Genomic DNA, 19,332 nt, shown 5'->3' with positions numbered 1-19,332 from the left:
TGGATACCTTCCGTTTTTCCCTCTCTCTATTTGGATCAAAGGTGTCGTTCTGAGAGCACGACCGAATTGTTAAATTCAGGTCATTTTATTAACACAAATTCCGATACCTGTTCACCCAAAACGCTAAACGAGCATATTGTTTCGGCTTAACGTGTTTAATTTTTCAATGAACACGTTTACCGATTTCATTTAATACGTTTACCGGATTCGATTAAAGTGTTTAGCCAAAAACACTAAAATACTTAATATCAGCCAATTAAGTATTTTCGCCTTAAAATATCCCTAAAAAAGCAGATTTCTCTATTAGAAAATGTTTACAGATGTTGGCGTTAAAATTCACACCTATTAACGCGAAAAAGCCCCATGAAACGGACTGAGAAAAAATTTTTTCCAAATTCGCGATTTCTCATATATGACTATTATAGAGCCGATTAGAAGAATAGAGAAAATTATCCGGACAAAATCGGAAGAAAAAAGAGAGCGATTTCGGCGGCAGATCGTCCGACCGTTTTTATATAAAAGCTCCCGAAAAGAGCTACTTTTTCACCTGTTTTGAGAGTGCTTCGAGGGGTACCTCCGCCGCTCTTTCGATATATCCGCTGTAACCTCTGCTAAGCGACAGTATCTCTCTGTTTCCCAGCAAAATCATCTGATGTCTGGCTCTTGTGAGTGCCACATTGAGCTTGCGGTCTATCTCTTTTCCGGCTTCATCCCGAAACGAAGAGGCGGAAAGGAAAGAGATCTGAAACGGTTGATTGGTGCAGACAGAGTATAGAATGATGTCTCTTTGCGAGCCTTGAAAACGCTCCACCGTATCTATCACAAGATGATCGAGCAGATACTGCAAAGAGTCTTTACCTACCATCGAAACCAGCAACGCATCATCCGAAAGCGAACGAAGCGTCTGTCTGATGGTCAGGATCTGACGGCGGTATGGCGTGATGATGCCAAGGCTCAAAAGCCGATCGGTAGCCTCTTTGGGATGAGTAGGGACAATGCGCCTACCTGCCGTGTGAGCCATGACAAGAAGCGTCTGTACCAGATTTTTGACCTGCTCCGCCTCTGCCCGGTTCTCCTTATGTTCCGAGTGCTGTTCTCTCGGAGTGTCGAGATAGAGTACTCTCTCCCTTTTCAGTATGGCGGTGAGGCTCTCCTCCTCTTCCGACAGAGCAAACGGCAGCAGTGCTTCTCGCTGGTGTGGCAACCCCAATGGTTTCAGCAGAGAGTCGTAAAAAGCGGATGAGGGATAAGCCTCTATCTTCGGGTGCATCCTCCCTTGAAGGGTCAAGGCATCGTACAGATGGGTATGGTTGTTGCGCTTGGCATGCTCCAGAAGTCTCTGAAAAAGCGAATGAGAGAGCTGCTCCATCCGGTGCTCTTTCAGTAGTGGATCTATGCTTGTAAGCCCTTCATTGTCCTGCGCCACTACCGCAGGGAGCTGCTTGTGATCCCCGATGAGAATGAACTTTTTGAACGCTTCTCTTCTCTCTCCATCCTCATCGACAGTGGCGGTAAGCAGACCCAAAAGTTGAGGTTCCAATAGTTGGGCAGCTTCATCGACGATAAGCACATCGAACGGTTTCCTGCTCCACAGCAGAGCGTGTCCCAGAAGAGAGAGCGTCGTGCCCACAAAAACGGGGCAACTTTCCGTAATATCGAGAATCTCTTTTCGGGATCGGCAGTGAGCCGTACGCTCGGAAAGAAGATGCGGTTTTACGGATTGAGGCGTGATGCTTTCCCTACCCACCTTGATGTATCCTGCCGCTTGCGGTATCTCCTCTAAGGCAAAACAGATTTCGTCCACCGCTCTGTTGGTATAGGCTGTCAGCACTATCCGTTTACCTTCGGCAAGCAATCTTTCGACCATCGTCCGCAGTGCATGAGAGGTCTTTCCCGTACCGGGAGGTCCGACAAGCAGGAAGTACTCTTCTGCCCGAAGTGCTTTCTGTACGATTCTGTCCAAGTCGTTTTTACAGGCAGACGGCTCCGTGCTCCGTCCCAAACCTGCTGCACGAGTAAGGATAAGGTCTCTGCGCCGTGAGGTGGTGCGCCCCAAAGCCATTATTGCTCTGTACTGGTGCGCCACTCCGATATTTTGACCTCCGATGCGTTCCAAGTGATAGCTGTTTCCTTCTCGCAGTTGCAGAAGTTCGGCATCGGGTTGAGCGTACAACAGTCTTACCGTCAATCCTTCCGGCGAAGTATCGGCAACACTGCAACGCAAACAGGGATAAGCCTCCGCTCCGGAAGATACGGGATAGAGCCTTAGAAGCTCTCCTGCTTCCGGTACAACCTCCGGCATTGTCCCTTTATCGCCGCCCCACGAGAAGATAAGCAGAGGATGATCGGCATCCGTACAGCTGTTCTTCATCAATATAAGGTTAGTCCACGCTTCTCCTTCCCTTTCATTCCACCACTGCGGAAGCGAGTGAGGGGGCGTGTGTGTGCCGTCGGGAAGCATATTGCTGTGTTGATTGGTGTAAGCAGCCATCTCTTCCCGCATCAAAAAACCGAAATAAGCTCTCTGATAGGCGTGTAAAAGCGGATCCCGACTGCCTCCCATGGAAAGCAACAAACCTCTGCATTCGTCCCGGACATAGGGAGGATTTTCCGAGGAGTCGGTATTCAAACGAAGGTATTGCTCCAATATCTCCCAAAGTTTTTGCCCGCCTGTTTGATCTTTTGAACCGAGAAGCAGGATGCCGACCATCTTATTACGAAGTCCCATTGCAAGGATTGCACTCTTTCGGGTAGCCGGTATCGGGAACAGATCGCCCGTAGTGGCGTACAAAAGGTAACTCTGTCTCTGCTCCGGAGGAAAGTCGAATGCCTTTTCGCTCATGAGGTTATAGAGGATGGTCTGAATGGCATGAGGCGGTTGGGGATGCCCTCCCCTTCCGGGCTTTCCGCTCTTTAACTCCAGCAGCCTGCTGCCGTCTCTTGAGAGCATATCTATACGTCCCCTCATTCCGAAAAGGGGTGCATGAATCTCTGCTTCCAAAGCAACGCTTTCAAACTGCTCTTTCCGCAGAAGCCGGATGCTCTTACGGATGTTGTCGTATTGGCTTTGTGCCTCTTCACCAAATGTTACGGGAAGCCGGGCATAAGCAAATCCGAGCGCATTTGCACAGAATGCAGCGTGAAAAGAAGAAGTGAATGAGACACTCTCCGAAGAGGTCGCAAGATCATCGAGAAACTTATTCGCCACAGCTCCCCGAAGCAGATACCACGAGTGGCTTTGCGGTTTGAGCCTTGCAAGCAAGAAGAGCATAGGATCGGAGAAGTCGTGTGAGACGAAACATTCGGCTATGGAAGTTACATCCAGAATAATATCCGGTCTTACGACTATAAACAGTGGTACCAACCCCTCCGCCGTTTCCCGAATGTCGTAAAGATGTATCACACTGCCTCTTTCTACCTGTGCGCCCAAACGGTCATAAGCTCCATGCTGGTAAATATGGCGGAAGAGAAAGGTGAGATAATACTCTTCCCACACTCCTTTATGCTCTCCATACGCCCAGCCATTCACACTCGTCTCTCCGATCTCTTCTACTACCAGATATAAAAAAGAGGGAAGCGAACCCGAAGGAAGTACACCAGGTACTTCCTGCGAGTTCGCTTCCTTATCCATAAAACCCGTTCCGAGAGCAGTCTCTCCGCAATAGTGCCCTATGAAAGCAGCTAATGCACGTCGCTCCGTATCTTCAACAAGTTCGGACGGATCTCTTTTCAAAAAATTGATATACCTGTTCACGATGCGTCTGCAAAGCTGTAAACAGCCCTTAAATACCGGGTCATGACGAAGGTATACAAGCCTTGCGTAATGCCCTTCAAAGGTCAGACCGCTGTCGATAGTGGCGATCTCCAAAAACCCGGACAGGCACAACAGCCAATCCTTAACGGAGATCTCTCTTGAAACATCGCCCGATAACTCTCCCAACAATGCCCTGACGGCATCATGGTATCTGCTATCTATGCGATCGTTCAACGAGGTATAAGGTTTACTTCAAAGCGCAACCCTCACACTTTTGAGAGATCACTTTGAAAAAGTCGTTGCCTTTGTCGTCCACGAGAATAAAGGCCGGAAAGTCTTCTACTTCTATCTTCCAGATCGCCTCCATACCCAATTCCGGATACTCCAAACACTCTACTTTCTTGATGCTATCCTGTGCCAAGATTGCAGCAGGACCGCCAATACTGCCGAGATAAAAGCCTCCGTACTTATGACAAGCATCTGTAACCTGTTGGCTACGGTTACCTTTCGCAATCATGATAAGGCTTCCGCCATGACTCTGGAAGAGATCCACATAAGAGTCCATACGCCCTGCCGTTGTAGGTCCGAAAGATCCGGAAGGCATTCCTTTCGGGGTCTTTGCCGGTCCTGCATAGTATATCGGATGGTTCTTGACATATTCGGGCAATCCTAGACCGCTGTCTATGCGCTCTTTCAACTTCGCATGAGCGATGTCCCGACCCACGATGATGGTACCCGATAAAGAGAGTCTTGTGGAGACCGGATAACGGCTAAGCTCTTTCAGGATCTCTGCCATCGGTCTGTTCAAATCTATTTTCACCACTTCTCCTTCGTGTCCTTCGCGCATCTCTGCCGGGATAAGACGTTCCGGATGAGTCTCCAACTTTTCGATCCAAATACCTTCACGATTGATCTTTGCCTTGATATTGCGGTCTGCCGAACAGCTTACACCCATTCCTACAGGGCAGGATGCACCGTGACGTGGAAGCCTTATGACACGAATATCATGCGCGAAATATTTTCCGCCGAACTGCGCTCCCAAGCCGAGTTTATATGCTTCTTGCAGCAAAGTCTTCTCCAACTCTATGTCGCGAAAAGCTCTACCGCCTTCGTTTCCGCTAGTCGGAAGCTCGTCATAATACTTTGCACTTGCCAGCTTGACGGTTTTAAGGTTGGTTTCTGCCGATGTTCCGCCAATCACGAAAGCTATATGATAAGGAGGACAAGCAGCTGTACCCAAACTCTTCATCTTATCTACAAGAAACTTCACAAGCGTATCCGGATTGAGAAGAGCCTTGGTCTCTTGATAGAGGTATGTCTTATTAGCAGAACCGCCACCCTTGGCTATACAAAGGAATTTATACTCTCCGCCTTCCGTTGCCATAAGGTCTATCTGAGCCGGCAAATTGCATCCGGTATTGACCTCTTTGTACATATCCAACGGCGCATTTTGGGAATAGCGAAGATTATCTTGGGTATAGGTATTATACACACCGCGAGAAAGATACTCCTCATCGCATACACCGGTAAAGACATTCTGTCCTTTCTTGCCGAGGATTACGGCTGTACCTGTATCTTGACAGAATGGAAGCTGCCCTTTGGCACTTACTTCTGCATTGCGAAGGAATGTAAGAGCGACAAACTTATCGTTCTCCGAAGCCTCCGGATCCGAAAGAATAGAGGCAACACTCTCTTGATGCTCCGGGCGTAAAAAGAACGAAACATCATGGAAAGCCTGTTGTGCCAAGAGTGTAAGAGCTTCCGGATCTACCTTCAGCATCTTTGTGCCTTCAAAATCTACCTCTTGCACGTACTGATCTGTCAGTTTATAATACTCGGTTTTCTCAGGTCCGAGTGGGAACATCGCCTGATACTTAAATTCTGGAACTGCCATAGTAATACATTTAGTGATAATATCTATTTCTTGCTTACCGCTTATTAAGTTACAAGAAATAATTGAATCTTCTACTTTTAGCCGAAACAACGAAAGCCGTTTACTTCTTCTTATATGTGTCCCAAGAGATCACCTCTTGCTCCGGCTTCCTTTTTCTTTGTGAGAGTTTATCATTACTTTTCCCCAGAGCCACTACAAGGGGAATATCTTTTCCTTTTGGGACATTCAACAGACGCCTTAGTTTGCCTTTATCCAACCAGCCTATGATACAGCTTCCCAAGCCTTCATGCTCTGCTGCCAAGGTGAGAAAGCCCACGGCTATTCCTATATCGAAAGAGCTGTAATCCGTGTTCTTGATCACGGCACCTATACCGGCTGCGATGTTGGTACGCTCTTGTACCACGACGATAAAGGCAGAACAGTCCGTGGTAAACTTATTCATACCCGGAGCGAGAGGTGTCCGCAGGGCGTCGCTGACGCTTTTCCTCAACTCCCGATCCTTGACAACGACAAAGTGCCAAGGCTGTCCGTTGCAGGCAGAAGGGGAAAGCCGTCCTGCCTCAACGATTCTGCCAAGCACCTCATCGGGGATCTCAAATTCGGGGTCATACTTTCTATGACTCTTCCGTTCCCGAATGAGGGTATAAATATCTTTACTCATACTGTCGGGGGATACTACTCCAGAGAGCGCAGTCTTGCCAAATACTTTCCGATGATGTCGAACTCCAGATTCACTCTATGCCCTTCGGCAAGGGTGCAGAAGTTGGTATGCTCCTTGGTATAAGGGATGATGGCTACACGGAACGAGTTCGGAGTAGAGTCGCACACTGTCAGCGAAACGCCATTGACGCACACCGAACCCTTCTCTACCGTCATGTAGCCTTGAAGAGCCATATCTTTGGGTACGCTGTATGTTATGGTATAATAAGTACTGCCGTCTGCCTCTTCCACTGCACTGCAAAGTCCGGTGGTATCTACGTGTCCTTGTACGATGTGTCCGTCAAGACGTCCGTTCATCAGCATGGATCTCTCCAAGTTTACCAAGTCTCCGGGACGAAGATCGCCCAGATTGCTCCGTTTGAGTGTCTCGCTTATGGCTGTTACCGTATAGGTCTCATCCGTAAGCTCCACCACCGTAAGGCAAACGCCGTTGTGGGCAATGCTCTGGTCTATCTTCAGTTCGTTTACGAAAGAACACGCTATGGTGAGGTGTACATTCTCTGTACCTGCTTCATGGACAATATCAACGATGCGTCCCGCCTCTTCTACTATTCCTGAAAACATCTTTTCTCTTTGTCTCTCTGTATAATTGTTTCACTTACTCTTTCAGTATCACATCGTGCGCACCGCCTTCCACTATCGAAGTAGAAGATACCAGCGTAATCTTGGCATGGTGTTGAAGGTGCTTGATGGTAGTGGATCCACAGCTGCACATCGTGGCTTTCATCTTGGCAAGAGTCTTATCCAGATTGCTCTTCATCTTACCGGCATAAGGCACATAGCTGTCCACGCCCTCTTCAAACTTAAGATTTTCATCACCGCCGGCGTCATAACGCTGCCAGTTTTTAGCTCTGTTGGAACCCTCTCCCCAGTACTCTTTCACGAAGTTGTTACCCACCTTGAGCACTTTGGTAGGGCTCTCATCGAAGCGGGCAAAGTATCTTCCCATCATCATAAAGTCCGCACCCATTGCAAGAGCAAGTGTCATGTGATAGTCGTGTACGATACCGCCGTCGCTGCAAATGGGAACATAGATGCCTTTGGAAGCAAAATATTCGTCTCTTGCCTCAGCCACGTTCATCACGGCTGTGGCTTGCCCCATACCTATACCCTTTTGTTCGCGAGTGATACAGATGGATCCGCCACCGATACCGACCTTGATAAAGTCCGCACCTGCTTCCACGAGATAGAGGAAACCCTCTTTATCCACGATGTTTCCGGCACCTACCGGCACATCGTATCTGCTCTTGATCCACTCCAGACACTCTTTCTGCCATTCGGAGTAGCCGTCGGACGAGTCGATACACAGCACATCCACTCCGGCTTCTACCAGTGCAGGCACTCTCTCTTGGTAGTCGCGAGTGTTGATACCGGCACCCACAAGAAGTGTTTTATCTTGTTTGTCGGAGAGTTCATTAGGATTTTGATGATGGTTATCGTAGTCTTTGCGGAAGACGAAGTAGCAGAGTCTGTCCTCGTCATCTATGATAGGAAGCGTATTGAGCTTGTGTCCCCAGATGATGTTATTGGCATCGGAGAGCGTGATACCGAGCTTTCCCACGGTAAGCTGAGAGAATGGCGTCATGAAGTCTGCCACTTTCTTGTCTCTCGGATCCACCGAAAGTCTGTAATCTCTGCTGGTTACAATACCTTTGAGGATACCATTGGGCGTGCCGTCATGAGTGATCCCGATGGTAGAGTGTCCTGTTTTGGCTATCAGGTTCAAGACATCTTGCAGGGTGTGATCGGGTGTAAGGTTGGAGTCGCTGGTAACGAATCCTGCCTTAAACTTCTTTACCTTTCTCACCATTTCCGCTTGAGACTCTATCGGTTGGGAACCGAAGATGAAAGAGAGCCCTCCGTTGCGAGCCAACTCAATGGCAAGCGTATCGTTGGAGACAGACTGCATGATAGCCGAAACGAATGGGATGTTCAGGTTAATCTTGCTCTCTCCATCCTCTTTCCGATATTTCACAAGAGGAGTACGCAGGGATACGTTGTCCGGTGTACAGGTTTTTTCCGTCAATCCGGGGATAAGCAGATATTCGCCAAACGTGCGAGAAACTTCTTGGTGTATAATAGCCATAACGATATGATATAGGTTACTGTATTTGGGTACAAAAATAACGTTTTCCGTACAGCTATCCAAAGGAGAGACGAAAAGAGTATCTCTCTTCCCGGAGCAGGCTCTTCTCGAACCCATTTGGCGGGAACTTTTATATAAAAACAGCCGGTCGGTCTGCCCCCTCAATTGCCAACTTTTTTCTTCCGATTCAGTCCGGATAATTTTTTCTATTCTTATAACCCATTAGACAACAGACAAATATGAGAAATCGCGAATTTGGAAAAAATTTTTTCTCAGTCCGTTTCATGGGGCTTTTTCGCGTTAATTGGTGTGAATTTTAACACCTCTGTCTGTAAATATTTCCTAATAAAGAAATTCACCTTTTCAAGGGCATTTTTTGGGGGAATAGGTAATCTGTTGATATTTAGCAGTTTGATGATTTTGGCTAAACACGTTAATCGAATCCGGTAAACGTGTTCATTGAAATCGGTAAACGTGTTTACTGAAAAATTAAACACGTTAAGCCGAAAGAATATGCTCGTTTAGCGTTTTTGCTTAACAGGTATCAAAAATGGTGTTAATAAAATGGGCTGATTTAACAAATTCGGCACCCCTCTGAAAACACCCCCTTCGATCAAAATAGAGAGCCGAAAAAAAGTGAGCATTTTTCGGGATGGAATATATAAAAACGGCTCTTCCGGCAGAGCCGATTTCGGTCTCCCAAATATTGGCAAAACAGTCTGAAAAAAAGACAGACACCGCAACCATTTCGTGTTGCAGTGTCTGTGTCTGTTATAAGCCTTTATGTCGTGAAGCATCGGCAAGATCGCCTAAGCTCCGTAAGCGGCTTTCTTGGGAGAGAGCCTTGCTCAAAAGCGATGTCCGAAAGGGGCTCTTCGCTGTCGGGGTCTCTATCAGATGCCGAACTCTTTGAGGATCTGAGCCACCCAGTCCGAGATGCGCTTTTCGTTGAGAGCTTCCTGGTTTTCAAAATCGAGAGCCAAGCCCATGAACTGACCCTCTTCTTCTGCTTGCGAACGCTCGTACTCGTAACCCTCCGTAGAGGTATAACCTACGATCTCACCACCGCAATGCTTGACAAGATTTGCAAGCAGACCGATGCTGTCCACAAAGTTTTCCGGATAGCTCGCCTGATCTCCAAGACCATAGATAGCCACCTTTTTTCCTTTCATGGAGAGTGTCTCCACGTCCGGCAGGATTTCGTCCCAGTAAGATGGAAGTTCGCCATCGAACCATGTAGCACCTCCCATGATGAGATACTTGTATGGGTTGAGGTCTTCTTTGCTTGCAGTCTCCACAGGGACAAGGTCTACCTTGTCTTTTCCTATCTTTTCTGCCAATATCTCAGCTACCTTGGAGGTCTTTCTGGCACTCTTTCCGTAAAATAATCCTATCTTTTCCATAACTTGTTTCTGTATTAAAATTCAATGAGACGCTTAGCTTCACGATAGATGCCATCCGCATTAGGCAGAACGGCTCTCTCCAAAATAGGGTTGAAGCCAACCGGTGTAAACGTAGAACCCAAACGAGATACCGGAGCATCCAACAGCGTGAACATCTCGGATGCAATAGTAGCCGCGATCTCAGCTCCAAAGCCTGAGAAGACCTTGTCTTCGTGTACGATGAGGACTTTGCCGGTCTTCTCTATGGACTTGCGAACCATCTCTTTGTCCCAAGGAACAAGAGAACGAAGGTCTATCACCTCGACAGTTCCGACACCTTCCTCCTTTAGTCTCTTGGCTGCTTGCAGAGAGAGAAGAAGAGTGTTGCCGTAAGTAACGATGGTGAGATCCTTTCCTTCGTGACGGATACGCCCTTTACCGAACGGCACTTCAAAGTCTTCCGGCACGTGTGCCTGTGCTTCTACAGAGTTGTACTGCGCTTTAGGCTCCATGAAGACAGTCAACCCTTCGGAGCGCATGGAGGTACGCAAAAGTCCGGCAGCATCGTCCGCAAATGTCGGATAAACGATTCGCGTTCCCGGAAGAGTGGATAGAGCACCTTCGATGTTCTGGGAGTGGTAGATACCTCCACCGATATATCCTCCGGAGGCAAGGCGTATGGTAACGTTCGGGGAGAACTTTCCGTTGCTTCTCCAATAGTCGTGAGTGGTGTCCACAAACTGCTCCATTGCAGGCCAGAAATAGTCTGCAAACTCTGCTCCTTCGATAACCACACGGATGTCTTTACGGAAACGGCTCATGCCGTTAGCCGTTCCGACGATAAAGTCTTCGCAGATGGGAGCGTTGAATACACGCTCTTCGCCAAACTCCTGCTGCATACCCTTGGATACGTTGAATACGCCTCCCTTGTCTTTGTTGGCCATATCCTGCCCGAAAAGGAACGTATCCGGATTGTGGCGGAACTCTGCTTTAAGGGTCTGGTTGAGTGCGGTAACAAGGTTGATCGGCTCGCCTTCCGTGCTGTTGTGAAGACCTTCGGGGTATTTTTCGGACTCGTATGCAGGAGGCAGTACAAAGTCATGGATGGATGCCGGATCGGGATCGGGAGCACGGAGAGCCTTTTTGTTGGCTTCCTTTACATCCTTTTTTACCTGCTCTTCAATCTCCAACAGCTCCTCTTCGGACACTCTCTTATATCTAAGGAGCATGCGTCTGAACTTCTGTATAGGGTCTGCCGCCTTTACGTATTCAAGCTCATCTTCATCGCGGTATAGTGTATGCTTGTCAGAGTTAGAGTGTGCACCGATTCGTACACAGTTGGCTTGCACAATCACCGGACAGCTTGTTTCGAGTGCATGATTCTTTGCCTCTGTCATGGCATTCATGGAATCGAAGATGTCTTTACCGTTGCAGTGAATGATGCGAAGGTGCTTCATGCCGGTGAAGTTATCCGCTACTTTTCTGTTGGCAGTCTGATCTTTCTTCGGAACAGATATGCCATAGCCGTTGTCCTGAATAACGAATACGACTGGGAGTTGCTCCCTTGAAGCTCCATTGATAGCCTCATAAACGTAACCTTCGGAAGTGGAAGAGTCACCATGAGAAGTGAATGCCACACCTTTCTGTCCGTAGTACTTCATCGCTCTTGCCACACCTACGGCATGAAGGTCATGGTTTGCAACGGCAGAAGAAGTGTTTTGGATGTTCCACTCCGGCTTGGCAAAGTGATTGGACATATGCCTTCCGCCGCTGCTCGGATCCGTAGCCTTGGAAATCCCGTTCAGGATAATCTCTTCCGCTGTCATACCTGCGGAAAGAGCGGAGAGCATATCTCGGTAATAGGGGAAAAAGAAGTCCTTCTCTTTGTCGAACACTTGTCCCATGGCAAGTTGAATGCCATCGTGTCCGGCGTAAGGCGCATGGTAAGACCAGCCGAGCGACTGCAAAAGGTAGCTTGGAGCTTTATCGTCCAAAGCGCGACCCAGCATCAGGAGGTGATACCACTTCTTTAGAAGCTCTTTATCAGTATTGGTTATAGTAAAATATTTCTTCATGGTTATGATCTGTTATGCGTTCCACTCTTCAAGGTATTGCCCTATGCGGTAAAGGAAATTACCTCCGAGCATACCGTCTATTACTCTATGATCGTAAGAGAGAGCAAGATACATCTTGTCTCTGATTGCCATTACCGGACCGTCCGGAGTCTCCAAAATGGAAGGTTTCTTCTCTATCGTTCCCACGCCGAGTATGGCTACTTCGGGTTGGTTAATGATTGGCGTTCCGAAGAGACTCTTGAAAGATCCGAAGTTGGAAATGGTAAATGTTCCACCTTGAATCTCATCCATTCCGAGCTTATTGGCTCTCGCTTTGTTTGCCAAAGCGGACACTTCGTTCGCCAAGCCGGAGATGCTCATACGGTCTGCATTCTTAATCACCGGCACGATAAGGTTTCCGTCCGGAAGAGATACCGCCATACCGATGTTGATAGACTTACGCTCGATGATGTTATAGCCATCCACGGAAGAGTTGACACGTGGATAGTCTTTCAAAGCCTTGGCTGTAGCTTCGAGTATAGGTGCCATAAATGTAAGGCTGATACCTTCTCTCTTCTTGAATGCCTCTTTCTCCCTATCTCTCCAACGTACCAGGTTGGTAACATCGACCTCTATAACGTTGGTAACGTGCGGAGATATGTGCTTGGATTCGGTCATTCTGTCCGCAATGATACGACGTACAGGATCCATAGGGATAACGGTATCTTCCGGGCCTGCCACTACCGGAACAGATGGTGCTGCCTTTTGCGGAGCGGCGGCAACAGGAGCGGCAGGAGTTGAGGGCTTGGTAAGAGAAGGAGCCGGTGCGCCTTTCTTCTTCTCTATGAAGGCAATGATATCATGCTTGGACACTCTGCCTTCGAATCCTGTTCCCTGAATAGCGTCCAGCTCTTCGGCAGATACCTTACCCTCTTTTGCCTTTTGAAGCACAACAGGAGAGTACCAACGATCTCCGCTCTTCTTGGCAGGCTTTTCGGCTTTCGGGCTTTCGGACTGAGAAGATGCGGACTTTGCCTCTTCTGCAGGAGCGGCAGCTTTGCTCTCTTCTCCCACTACGGCTTCGCCCGAAAGGTCTATACGTGCCACGATATTACCTACCGCCACGGTATCGCCCTCTACATGAAGAATCTCTTTTACTACTCCGGCTACGGGAGAAGGGATTTCGGCACTTACTTTTGCAGTGTTCACCTCAAAGAGGATATCGTCTTCCTCCACGGTGTCGCCCACTTTCACATTCCAAGTGAGAATAGTACCCTCTGTGATACTTTCGCCCAACTTGGGCATTTTTATATCAAATAGAGACATAATAAATTGAGTTTTGAGTGTTAATATAATTTGCTTATCTGTTTTTGGTTCTGCTTTGATCTTTTGTCCCGAACATGACCCAAGAGCGGTCTTGATACTTTTCTCTTTCGAGTGCCAGCAGGTCGGATTTTTTTAACAGAGTGCTCAGGTCTGTCTCTTTACAGCCAAGATCCGACAAGAACACCCGGTATTGTGTTTCAACCTCCGTTATCGTATAGCTTTTTCCGGAGTTGGTATAGATATTTGTGACGGGAGAGCGATGGCTCCGGACACTTAGGGGCAGGTCGCTTTCCGTGCTTGTGTTTTCAGGGCGAAGCATCTCTTCCAGCTTGCAAAGGTCTGTCTCGACCAGAAGAGTAGCATGAAAAATCTGCCTCTGCTTATATACAGCCTGCGCCGAGCCCGATATTTTACGGTCTTCGATAAGCAGACTTCTTCTGTTATCTGCCTTGGCATCCACGCCGAGACGGTGCAAAAAAGAGAGCTGAAGGAGCACCGCGTCATCAAAGGTAAAGGTCTCGCACGACCCTATAACGCTGATGTTCACATTGCCCTCGTCGGTAAAAACCGCTCCACCTCCCGTAAATCTTCTGTACAGACTCACCCCTCGGCTGTCGAGGATAGCCTTTCGAGTCTCCCTCTCTACGCTCTGATACTTTCCGAGCACAACAGAAGGGTGAGTCTGCCAAAGCAGTATGATGTCGATCTCCGAATGCTTCACCAACCACTCTTCCAGAGCAAGAATGAGCGACGGCTCTGATCCGCGCAGCAGTGCAAACTGAAAACGGGAAAACTTGTGAGGCATCCGTGTGCGATCTGACTCCTCTTATCTTAGTCGTGCAGCACTTCGTGGATAATCTCGGCAACGGTCGGGTGCGGATAGACATGCTTTCCGAGAGAAGAGAGAGTCTCTCCGTTTTCGATGGCAATGCCCATACCGAAGATGATTTCCGATGCCGGGTTACCAAGCATATGGCATCCGAGTATGGTCTCATTCTCGTCTACCAACACCTTGCAAAGTCCGTTTCCGGTCTCGTTTTCTGCCACAAAGCGACCGGAATAAGCCATAGGCAGCTTCAATACACGGAAATAGGTTCCGCTCTCACGAAGCTCCTCTTCGGTCTTGCCCACTCCGACGATTTCGGGATTGGTATATACAACGCCCGGAATAGCCTTGTAGGACATCGGAACATTCTCTCCGAGGATATGTCCTATTGCCACTTCTCCCTCGCGTATGGCAGTATGTGCCAACAAAGAGAAGCCTGTAACGTCTCCGGCTGCATACACTCTCGGATGAGAGGTCTGCATATACTCGTTCACGGCAACACCGCCACGGTTGGTCTCCACCGATATATTTTCGAGACCGAAGCCTTGCAAACGGGCTTTGCGTCCCACGCTTACAAGAATCTTTTCGCCCTCTATGGTGAAAGTCTCTCCATCTTTTTCTACTTTGACACCTCCGTCAAACACTTCGACAACTTTCGTATTCAAGTGGAAGCTGACACCTCTCTTGGCATACTCATCGCGCAACATTGCCGAAGTCTCCTTGTCCATTGCTCCAAGTATCTCTGGCATCATCTCCACGACAGACACTTCGGAACCCATGCTGTTGAAGAATGAAGCGAACTCCATACCGATGACACCGCCACCGATGATCACGATGGAACGAGGCTGTTCTTTGGACTCGAGAGCCTCTCTGCTGGTCCAATACTCCACGCCATCCAAGCCCGGAATGGGAGGGATAAAGGTATCCGAACCCGTACAAAGCAACAGATACTTTGCGTGATACTCCTGTCCGCTTTCGCTTTTGATGATAAACTCATCGCCCGACTCCCCTGCAATGGTAGCCAACTCCTTTACAACCTCAACGCCCGAAGAGCTCATCTTGAACGCCACACCGGCTGTAAGCTTCTTCACGACCTTGTTTTTACGAGCGATGATTCGCTTATAATCGAAAGAGATTTCTCCGTCTATCTTGATGCCGTACTTGAGAGCAGACTTTGCGCTTTCCAGTGTCTTTGCGGAGTAGAGAAGTGTTTTGGTCGGGATGCAACCCTCGTTAAGGCAAACGCCTCCAAGCTCACTCTTCTCAAAGAGTACGGTCTTGAGACCTCCGGCGGAAGCCTTCGCAGCGGCATTGTAACCGGCAGGACCACCACCAATTATTGCTATGTCAAAGTTCATTTATTATATAAGATTTATTCGTTATACTTTTCTCCTTTTTCTCTCTAAAAGTACAACAAATATTTGATATAGAGGTAGATCTAACCATTATTGAGTATATCATTCCACTTAAAAACGGAGAAGAAAATGGTTTATCTAACCATAATCAAGTATTATTTATATATTTCCATAACAGAAAAATCCATCAACAAAACATCTTATACAAGAAAAACAGAAACCACAAAAATGTATCGGGAAAGATTTCACCGCTTTTTCACCCCATTTTCAAGCTCTGTTTTTATATATTCCATCCCGAAAAATGCCCACTTTTTTCCTGCTCTCTATTTTGCTCGGAGGGGTCGTTTTCAGAGCACGACCGAACTGTTAAATCTACCCCGGTTTATTAACACAAATTCCGATACTCGTTAAGCCAAAATGCTAAACGAGCATATTCTTTCGGCTTAACGTGTTTAATTTTTCAATGAACACGTTTACCGATTTCATTAAACACGTTTACCGAATTCGATTAACGTGTTTAGCCAAAACCATCAAAGCACTAACTATCAGAAGATTAAGCATTTTTCTCCTAAAATACACCTAAAAAGGAAGATTTCTTTATTAGGAAACGTTTACAGACATGGGCGTTAAAATTCACACCTATTAACTCGAAAAAGCCCCATCAAACGGACTGAGAAAAAATTTTTTCCAAATTTGCGATTTCTCATACTCGTCTGATAACAAACAAATTAAAGGCTCACAAATTTGGAATGACACAAAACAGAAGAGAAAATCATCGGCATGGAGAGAGAATCTTACCGCTCTGTTTTTATATAAAACATCCCCAAAAAACGGGTCAAAAACAAGGGCTGTCGGAGCCGAGAGAATAACATTTTTATCCCATGAATCCGACACCTTTCGGGGAAGAAAAAGAAAAGAGAAGCAGACCATAAGGAAGCGCTTCTGGCTCAAATGCACCGGCGACACTTTGGAGAGCATCCGGAAGGGGTGTCATGATGAATAGAGAGAAAAACATAGAGTATTATAAGGTACAGATCACTGCGTTGCTTGCGATATTCGGCATCGGTCAGGTACTCCGGTATGCTCTGTCGAGCCTCACCCCTATCGCCTTGAACTCTACGCATTTTAATGTATGCGAAAAGGGGCTATGCCAAACAAATGCCGGCACAGCCCCTTCTCTAATTTATGATTAAAATCAAAGCATCAATGTCGTCTCGACATCTTTTTATTTTGCGTTTACTGTTGCCATGTGTGCGATAAGGTCGAGTACTCTGTTAGAATAACCGATCTCGTTATCGTACCAGGAAACAATCTTAACGAATGTATCTGTTAGAGCGATACCCGCTTTAGCATCGAAGATAGAGCTGCGAACGTCTCCAAGGAAGTCTGAAGATACCACTTCTTCGTCTGTATAGCCAAGGATGCCCTTGAGTTCGCCCTCAGAAGCCTCTTTCATAGCCTTGCAGATCTCATCGTACTTCGCAGGCTTTGCGAGGTTTACAGTAAGATCCACTACGGAAACATCGAGTGTAGGTACACGGAAAGACATTCCGGTAAGCTTGCCATTGAGTGCAGGGATTACCTTACCTACTGCCTTTGCAGCTCCTGTAGATGATGGGATGATGTTGCCGGTAGCAGCACGACCACCACGCCAGTCCTTTAGAGACGGACCATCAACGGTCTTTTGTGTTGCAGTAACAGAGTGTACTGTGGTCATGAGACCATCTACGATACCAAACTTATCGTTGAGAACCTTTGCCACCGGAGCCAAACAGTTGGTTGTACAAGAAGCATTGGATACAAACTGAGTACCTTTCACATACTCTTTATGATTTACTCCGCAAACGAACATAGGAGTATCGTCCTTTGAAGGAGCCGACATCACTACATACTTTGCACCTGCATCAATGTGTCCTTGTGCCTTATCTTTGCTTAGGAAAAGACCGGTAGATTCTACTACATAATCTGCTCCCACTTCTGCCCATCTAAGGTCTTTAGGATCGCGTTCCGCTGTTATGCGAACCTCCTTACCATTCACGATAAGAATGTTCTTATCCATGTTGAAGTCTATTGTTCCTTCAAATGTTCCGTGCATAGTGTCGTATTTCAACATATATGCCAAGTAATCTACCGGCATAAGGTCATTGATGGCTACAACTTGAATGTCTGTTCTTTTTTGAGCAGCACGGAAAACGAAACGTCCGATACGGCCAAAACCGTTAATACCTACTTTAATCATTTTCAGTTATCGTATTTTTTGAATGTAAAAAAATCTATTAAAACCTCATATATCTGCATTACAATAACGGAGACCCACTATTGGAGTCTCTCGTCTAAGGCAATACAAATATATGAATATTTTTCCAATCCATACTCCCTCTATGGTCTCCAATATCTGCTTGAACTACTTCTTTTTGCGACCAAAAGGAAGAGAAAGAATTTTGCGTACGGCTTTCAATCCCAGATTGAAAGCCCGACCCTGTATGTAACCGGCTGCCAGAGGAAGGATAGCACTTAGCATCGGACTGCTGACCACTCCGGAAAGAAGCGAAGAGAGTGCAGAGGGTTGTTGCTGCTCCTCTTGCCGAGCATCGGGATCTATGGTCCGTATGCTGGTTTTCTCTCTCGAACGGTCGAACAATCCAAGGAAGCCGAGCAGCTTGCCACCTCCCGGGACTCTCTCGGCTACTACTCCTTTGAGCTCTTCAAAGAGCATCCATCCAATGTTTTGGGAAAGATAGCCTATATTATTCTGGAGACGCATCTCGGCAGAACGAATTTCATTCTTGTAAAATCCTCTTTTGATTCGCAGCCTTTCTGCGGAAGAGACTTGTATCGGACGGCTACGGTTCATGCCTTACCTCCTTTCTCCTCTATGGCATCCTTGATGGCATCTTGGGCATTCTGCTCATCCAAATGATCCAGAACGACATGGATATACTTCTCGGAATATCTATCCGTGTAGTGTCTCCACCGAAAAGCCATGTAAAGAGCCGGTATGAGGAATATCGTACCTGAGATGGTGAAGCCAAGAGAAAGTGCTTTGAGCAGCTCGGCATAAAGCTCCGTGAAGAGCAGACTCAGTGCAAAAGAGGCCGCAGCCAGATAAAGCGTGGTGGACACAAGGAGCAGTGTGAGCACGATAGTGGCGTAAACGGCAATGACACCCACAGGCACTCCTTTCTCCACAGCCGACAGCTTCATAAGCTCTATGCGAGAAAAGATCAGAGCCAAGAAGTCCTCTTTTGTTTCCTCTATGATCTGTAAGAATGTTTTTTGCATTTCTGTATAACTGGACAAATTTATAACTGAAGACCTGCCCCTATCCCCCGGAAAGTACAGACCTAAAAAAATATGGCTTTGAAAAGATCTGCCCCATCAAGACGAGCGCAGAGCCTCTAAGCTCTCCGCAACAACACGATGACCACACCTCATCTCAAAGCCACACATAACGCAGATCATTGAAGACCTACCCGACGATCCGAGATTTATCGGATCTGAAAATATCTTCCGTATATGCCGGAAGTTAAGACTTCATAGCACGGAGAGCCTTGTCTTTTACCTCTTCATACATTCCTTCTGCAGAGTCCTTCACATCTGCCAAGTAGCGTTGAAGATCACGAGAAGCCTTTCTTCCTCTTATGCGAGCTCCGTAGTAAGCATCCTTTACTCCACTCTTTACAGAGTCTGAAAAGTCGGATACATCATCTATAAAGTCATTACGTTTCTTTTCATCAGAAAAATATGCAGCGGCAGCACCTACTGCTGCTCCAATTGCAAAACCGATAAGGAATTTCATTCCACCATTGCCTTTCATGCTAATGTAGTATTTAAGTTAGTTAATAACATTACTTTCTCATCTGAGAAGAGTTCTCCACATCCCCTCATTACAAATATACAAAAAAGTTTCGGGTTAAGAAATTCTACGAAAGCAG

Annotated in this window: 16 protein-coding genes; 2 read left to right on the top strand and 14 right to left on the bottom strand. The window is 47.1% G+C overall.

The genetic code is table 11. The annotated features are described in order from the left end of the window. Window positions 1-535: 535 nt before the first annotated feature. From HQ43_RS06895 to HQ43_RS06875, 5 genes are all read right to left on the bottom strand, one after another. The gene (locus tag HQ43_RS06895) at window positions 536-3,988 is read right to left on the bottom strand and encodes an AAA domain-containing protein (protein ID WP_036791474.1); all 3,453 of its coding nucleotides are present in this window, start codon (window positions 3,986-3,988) and stop codon (window positions 536-538) included. Window positions 3,989-4,001: 13 nt separating this feature from the next. Beyond that, a complete protein-coding gene (locus HQ43_RS06890; protein ID WP_052103129.1) occupies window positions 4,002-5,648 on the bottom strand; it encodes a fumarate hydratase in 1,647 nt (548 codons plus the stop codon). Window positions 5,649-5,748: 100 nt separating this feature from the next. Then, entirely contained in the window at window positions 5,749-6,309 is a 561-nt protein-coding gene (locus HQ43_RS06885) for a nitroreductase family protein (RefSeq protein WP_036791471.1), read from the bottom strand. A gap of 14 nt (window positions 6,310-6,323) precedes the next feature. Continuing rightward, window positions 6,324-6,932, bottom strand: a complete 609-nt coding sequence (locus tag HQ43_RS06880; protein WP_036791468.1) for a riboflavin synthase — start codon at window positions 6,930-6,932, stop codon at window positions 6,324-6,326. Between the two features lie 34 nt (window positions 6,933-6,966). Beyond that, window positions 6,967-8,454, bottom strand: a complete 1,488-nt coding sequence (locus HQ43_RS06875; protein ID WP_036792701.1) for an IMP dehydrogenase — start codon at window positions 8,452-8,454, stop codon at window positions 6,967-6,969. 652 nt (window positions 8,455-9,106) lie between these two features. Here HQ43_RS06875 and HQ43_RS06870 point away from each other — a divergent pair. Continuing rightward, the gene (locus tag HQ43_RS06870) at window positions 9,107-9,367 is read left to right on the top strand and encodes a hypothetical protein (RefSeq protein ID WP_036791465.1); all 261 of its coding nucleotides are present in this window, start codon (window positions 9,107-9,109) and stop codon (window positions 9,365-9,367) included. Here the strand turns inward: HQ43_RS06870 and HQ43_RS06865 are convergent. Genes HQ43_RS06865 through lpdA form a run of 5 tightly spaced genes read right to left on the bottom strand, consistent with a single transcriptional unit; the run spans window position 9,348 to window position 15,400 of the window. Beyond that, window positions 9,348-9,857, bottom strand: coding sequence for a flavodoxin (locus tag HQ43_RS06865; RefSeq protein ID WP_036791463.1), 510 nt, complete (start codon window positions 9,855-9,857; stop codon window positions 9,348-9,350). The two genes, HQ43_RS06870 and HQ43_RS06865, sit on opposite strands and share 20 nt — an antisense overlap. Before the next feature lie 14 nt (window positions 9,858-9,871). After that, complete coding sequence (locus tag HQ43_RS06860) at window positions 9,872-11,911, bottom strand: alpha-ketoacid dehydrogenase subunit alpha/beta (RefSeq protein WP_036791460.1); 2,040 nt, start codon at window positions 11,909-11,911, stop codon at window positions 9,872-9,874. A 12-nt stretch (window positions 11,912-11,923) separates the two neighbouring features. After that, the gene (locus HQ43_RS06855) at window positions 11,924-13,216 is read right to left on the bottom strand and encodes a dihydrolipoamide acetyltransferase family protein (RefSeq protein WP_036791458.1); all 1,293 of its coding nucleotides are present in this window, start codon (window positions 13,214-13,216) and stop codon (window positions 11,924-11,926) included. Between the two features lie 34 nt (window positions 13,217-13,250). Further along, window positions 13,251-14,021, bottom strand: a complete 771-nt coding sequence (locus tag HQ43_RS06850) for a lipoate--protein ligase family protein (protein WP_052103128.1) — start codon at window positions 14,019-14,021, stop codon at window positions 13,251-13,253. A 26-nt stretch (window positions 14,022-14,047) separates the two neighbouring features. Next, window positions 14,048-15,400, bottom strand: a complete 1,353-nt coding sequence (lpdA, locus tag HQ43_RS06845) for a dihydrolipoyl dehydrogenase (protein ID WP_036791455.1) — start codon at window positions 15,398-15,400, stop codon at window positions 14,048-14,050. A gap of 989 nt (window positions 15,401-16,389) precedes the next feature. On the opposite strand from lpdA, the gene HQ43_RS06840 reads away from it, so the two are divergent. Beyond that, window positions 16,390-16,590, top strand: a complete 201-nt coding sequence (locus HQ43_RS06840) for a hypothetical protein (RefSeq protein ID WP_036791452.1) — start codon at window positions 16,390-16,392, stop codon at window positions 16,588-16,590. Between the two features lie 32 nt (window positions 16,591-16,622). On the opposite strand, the gene gap is transcribed toward HQ43_RS06840, so the two are convergent. The 4 genes from gap to HQ43_RS09530 form a co-directional block, all read right to left on the bottom strand. After that, window positions 16,623-17,636: a type I glyceraldehyde-3-phosphate dehydrogenase gene (gene gap / locus HQ43_RS06835; RefSeq protein ID WP_036791450.1), complete on the bottom strand. Its 1,014-nt coding sequence runs from the start codon at window positions 17,634-17,636 to the stop codon at window positions 16,623-16,625. A gap of 165 nt (window positions 17,637-17,801) precedes the next feature. Next, window positions 17,802-18,251, bottom strand: coding sequence for a hypothetical protein (locus HQ43_RS06830; protein WP_036791447.1), 450 nt, complete (start codon window positions 18,249-18,251; stop codon window positions 17,802-17,804). Further along, complete coding sequence (locus tag HQ43_RS06825) at window positions 18,248-18,679, bottom strand: phage holin family protein (RefSeq protein WP_036791445.1); 432 nt, start codon at window positions 18,677-18,679, stop codon at window positions 18,248-18,250. Before HQ43_RS06825 ends, HQ43_RS06830 begins: the two co-directional genes overlap by 4 nt. A 244-nt stretch (window positions 18,680-18,923) precedes the next feature. Beyond that, window positions 18,924-19,214: a YtxH domain-containing protein gene (locus HQ43_RS09530; protein ID WP_052079439.1), complete on the bottom strand. Its 291-nt coding sequence runs from the start codon at window positions 19,212-19,214 to the stop codon at window positions 18,924-18,926. Between the last annotated feature and the right edge of the window lie 118 nt (window positions 19,215-19,332).

It is taken from the genome of Porphyromonas canoris, assembly GCF_000769115.1.
Taxonomy (GTDB): domain Bacteria; phylum Bacteroidota; class Bacteroidia; order Bacteroidales; family Porphyromonadaceae; genus Porphyromonas_A; species Porphyromonas_A canoris.
This window is presented reverse-complemented; position numbering and strand designations above follow the sequence as displayed.

What these genes read in the sequence shown, in the direction of transcription:
- HQ43_RS06890 (WP_052103129.1), bottom strand. Translation starts at nt 5,648, where the DNA reads ATGGCAGTTCCAGAATTTAAGTATCAGGCGATGTTCCCACTCGGACCT.
- HQ43_RS06885 (WP_036791471.1), bottom strand. Translation starts at nt 6,309, where the DNA reads ATGAGTAAAGATATTTATACCCTCATTCGGGAACGGAAGAGTCATAGA.
- HQ43_RS06880 (WP_036791468.1), bottom strand. Translation starts at nt 6,932, where the DNA reads ATGTTTTCAGGAATAGTAGAAGAGGCGGGACGCATCGTTGATATTGTC.
- HQ43_RS06875 (WP_036792701.1), bottom strand. Translation starts at nt 8,454, where the DNA reads ATGGCTATTATACACCAAGAAGTTTCTCGCACGTTTGGCGAATATCTG.
- HQ43_RS06870 (WP_036791465.1), top strand. Translation starts at nt 9,107, where the DNA reads ATGGAATATATAAAAACGGCTCTTCCGGCAGAGCCGATTTCGGTCTCC.
- HQ43_RS06865 (WP_036791463.1), bottom strand. Translation starts at nt 9,857, where the DNA reads ATGGAAAAGATAGGATTATTTTACGGAAAGAGTGCCAGAAAGACCTCC.
- HQ43_RS06860 (WP_036791460.1), bottom strand. Translation starts at nt 11,911, where the DNA reads ATGAAGAAATATTTTACTATAACCAATACTGATAAAGAGCTTCTAAAG.
- HQ43_RS06855 (WP_036791458.1), bottom strand. Translation starts at nt 13,216, where the DNA reads ATGTCTCTATTTGATATAAAAATGCCCAAGTTGGGCGAAAGTATCACA.
- HQ43_RS06850 (WP_052103128.1), bottom strand. Translation starts at nt 14,021, where the DNA reads ATGCCTCACAAGTTTTCCCGTTTTCAGTTTGCACTGCTGCGCGGATCA.
- lpdA (WP_036791455.1), bottom strand. Translation starts at nt 15,400, where the DNA reads ATGAACTTTGACATAGCAATAATTGGTGGTGGTCCTGCCGGTTACAAT.
- HQ43_RS06840 (WP_036791452.1), top strand. Translation starts at nt 16,390, where the DNA reads ATGATGAATAGAGAGAAAAACATAGAGTATTATAAGGTACAGATCACT.
- gap (WP_036791450.1), bottom strand. Translation starts at nt 17,636, where the DNA reads ATGATTAAAGTAGGTATTAACGGTTTTGGCCGTATCGGACGTTTCGTT.
- HQ43_RS06830 (WP_036791447.1), bottom strand. Translation starts at nt 18,251, where the DNA reads ATGAACCGTAGCCGTCCGATACAAGTCTCTTCCGCAGAAAGGCTGCGA.
- HQ43_RS06825 (WP_036791445.1), bottom strand. Translation starts at nt 18,679, where the DNA reads ATGCAAAAAACATTCTTACAGATCATAGAGGAAACAAAAGAGGACTTC.
- HQ43_RS09530 (WP_052079439.1), bottom strand. Translation starts at nt 19,214, where the DNA reads ATGAAAGGCAATGGTGGAATGAAATTCCTTATCGGTTTTGCAATTGGA.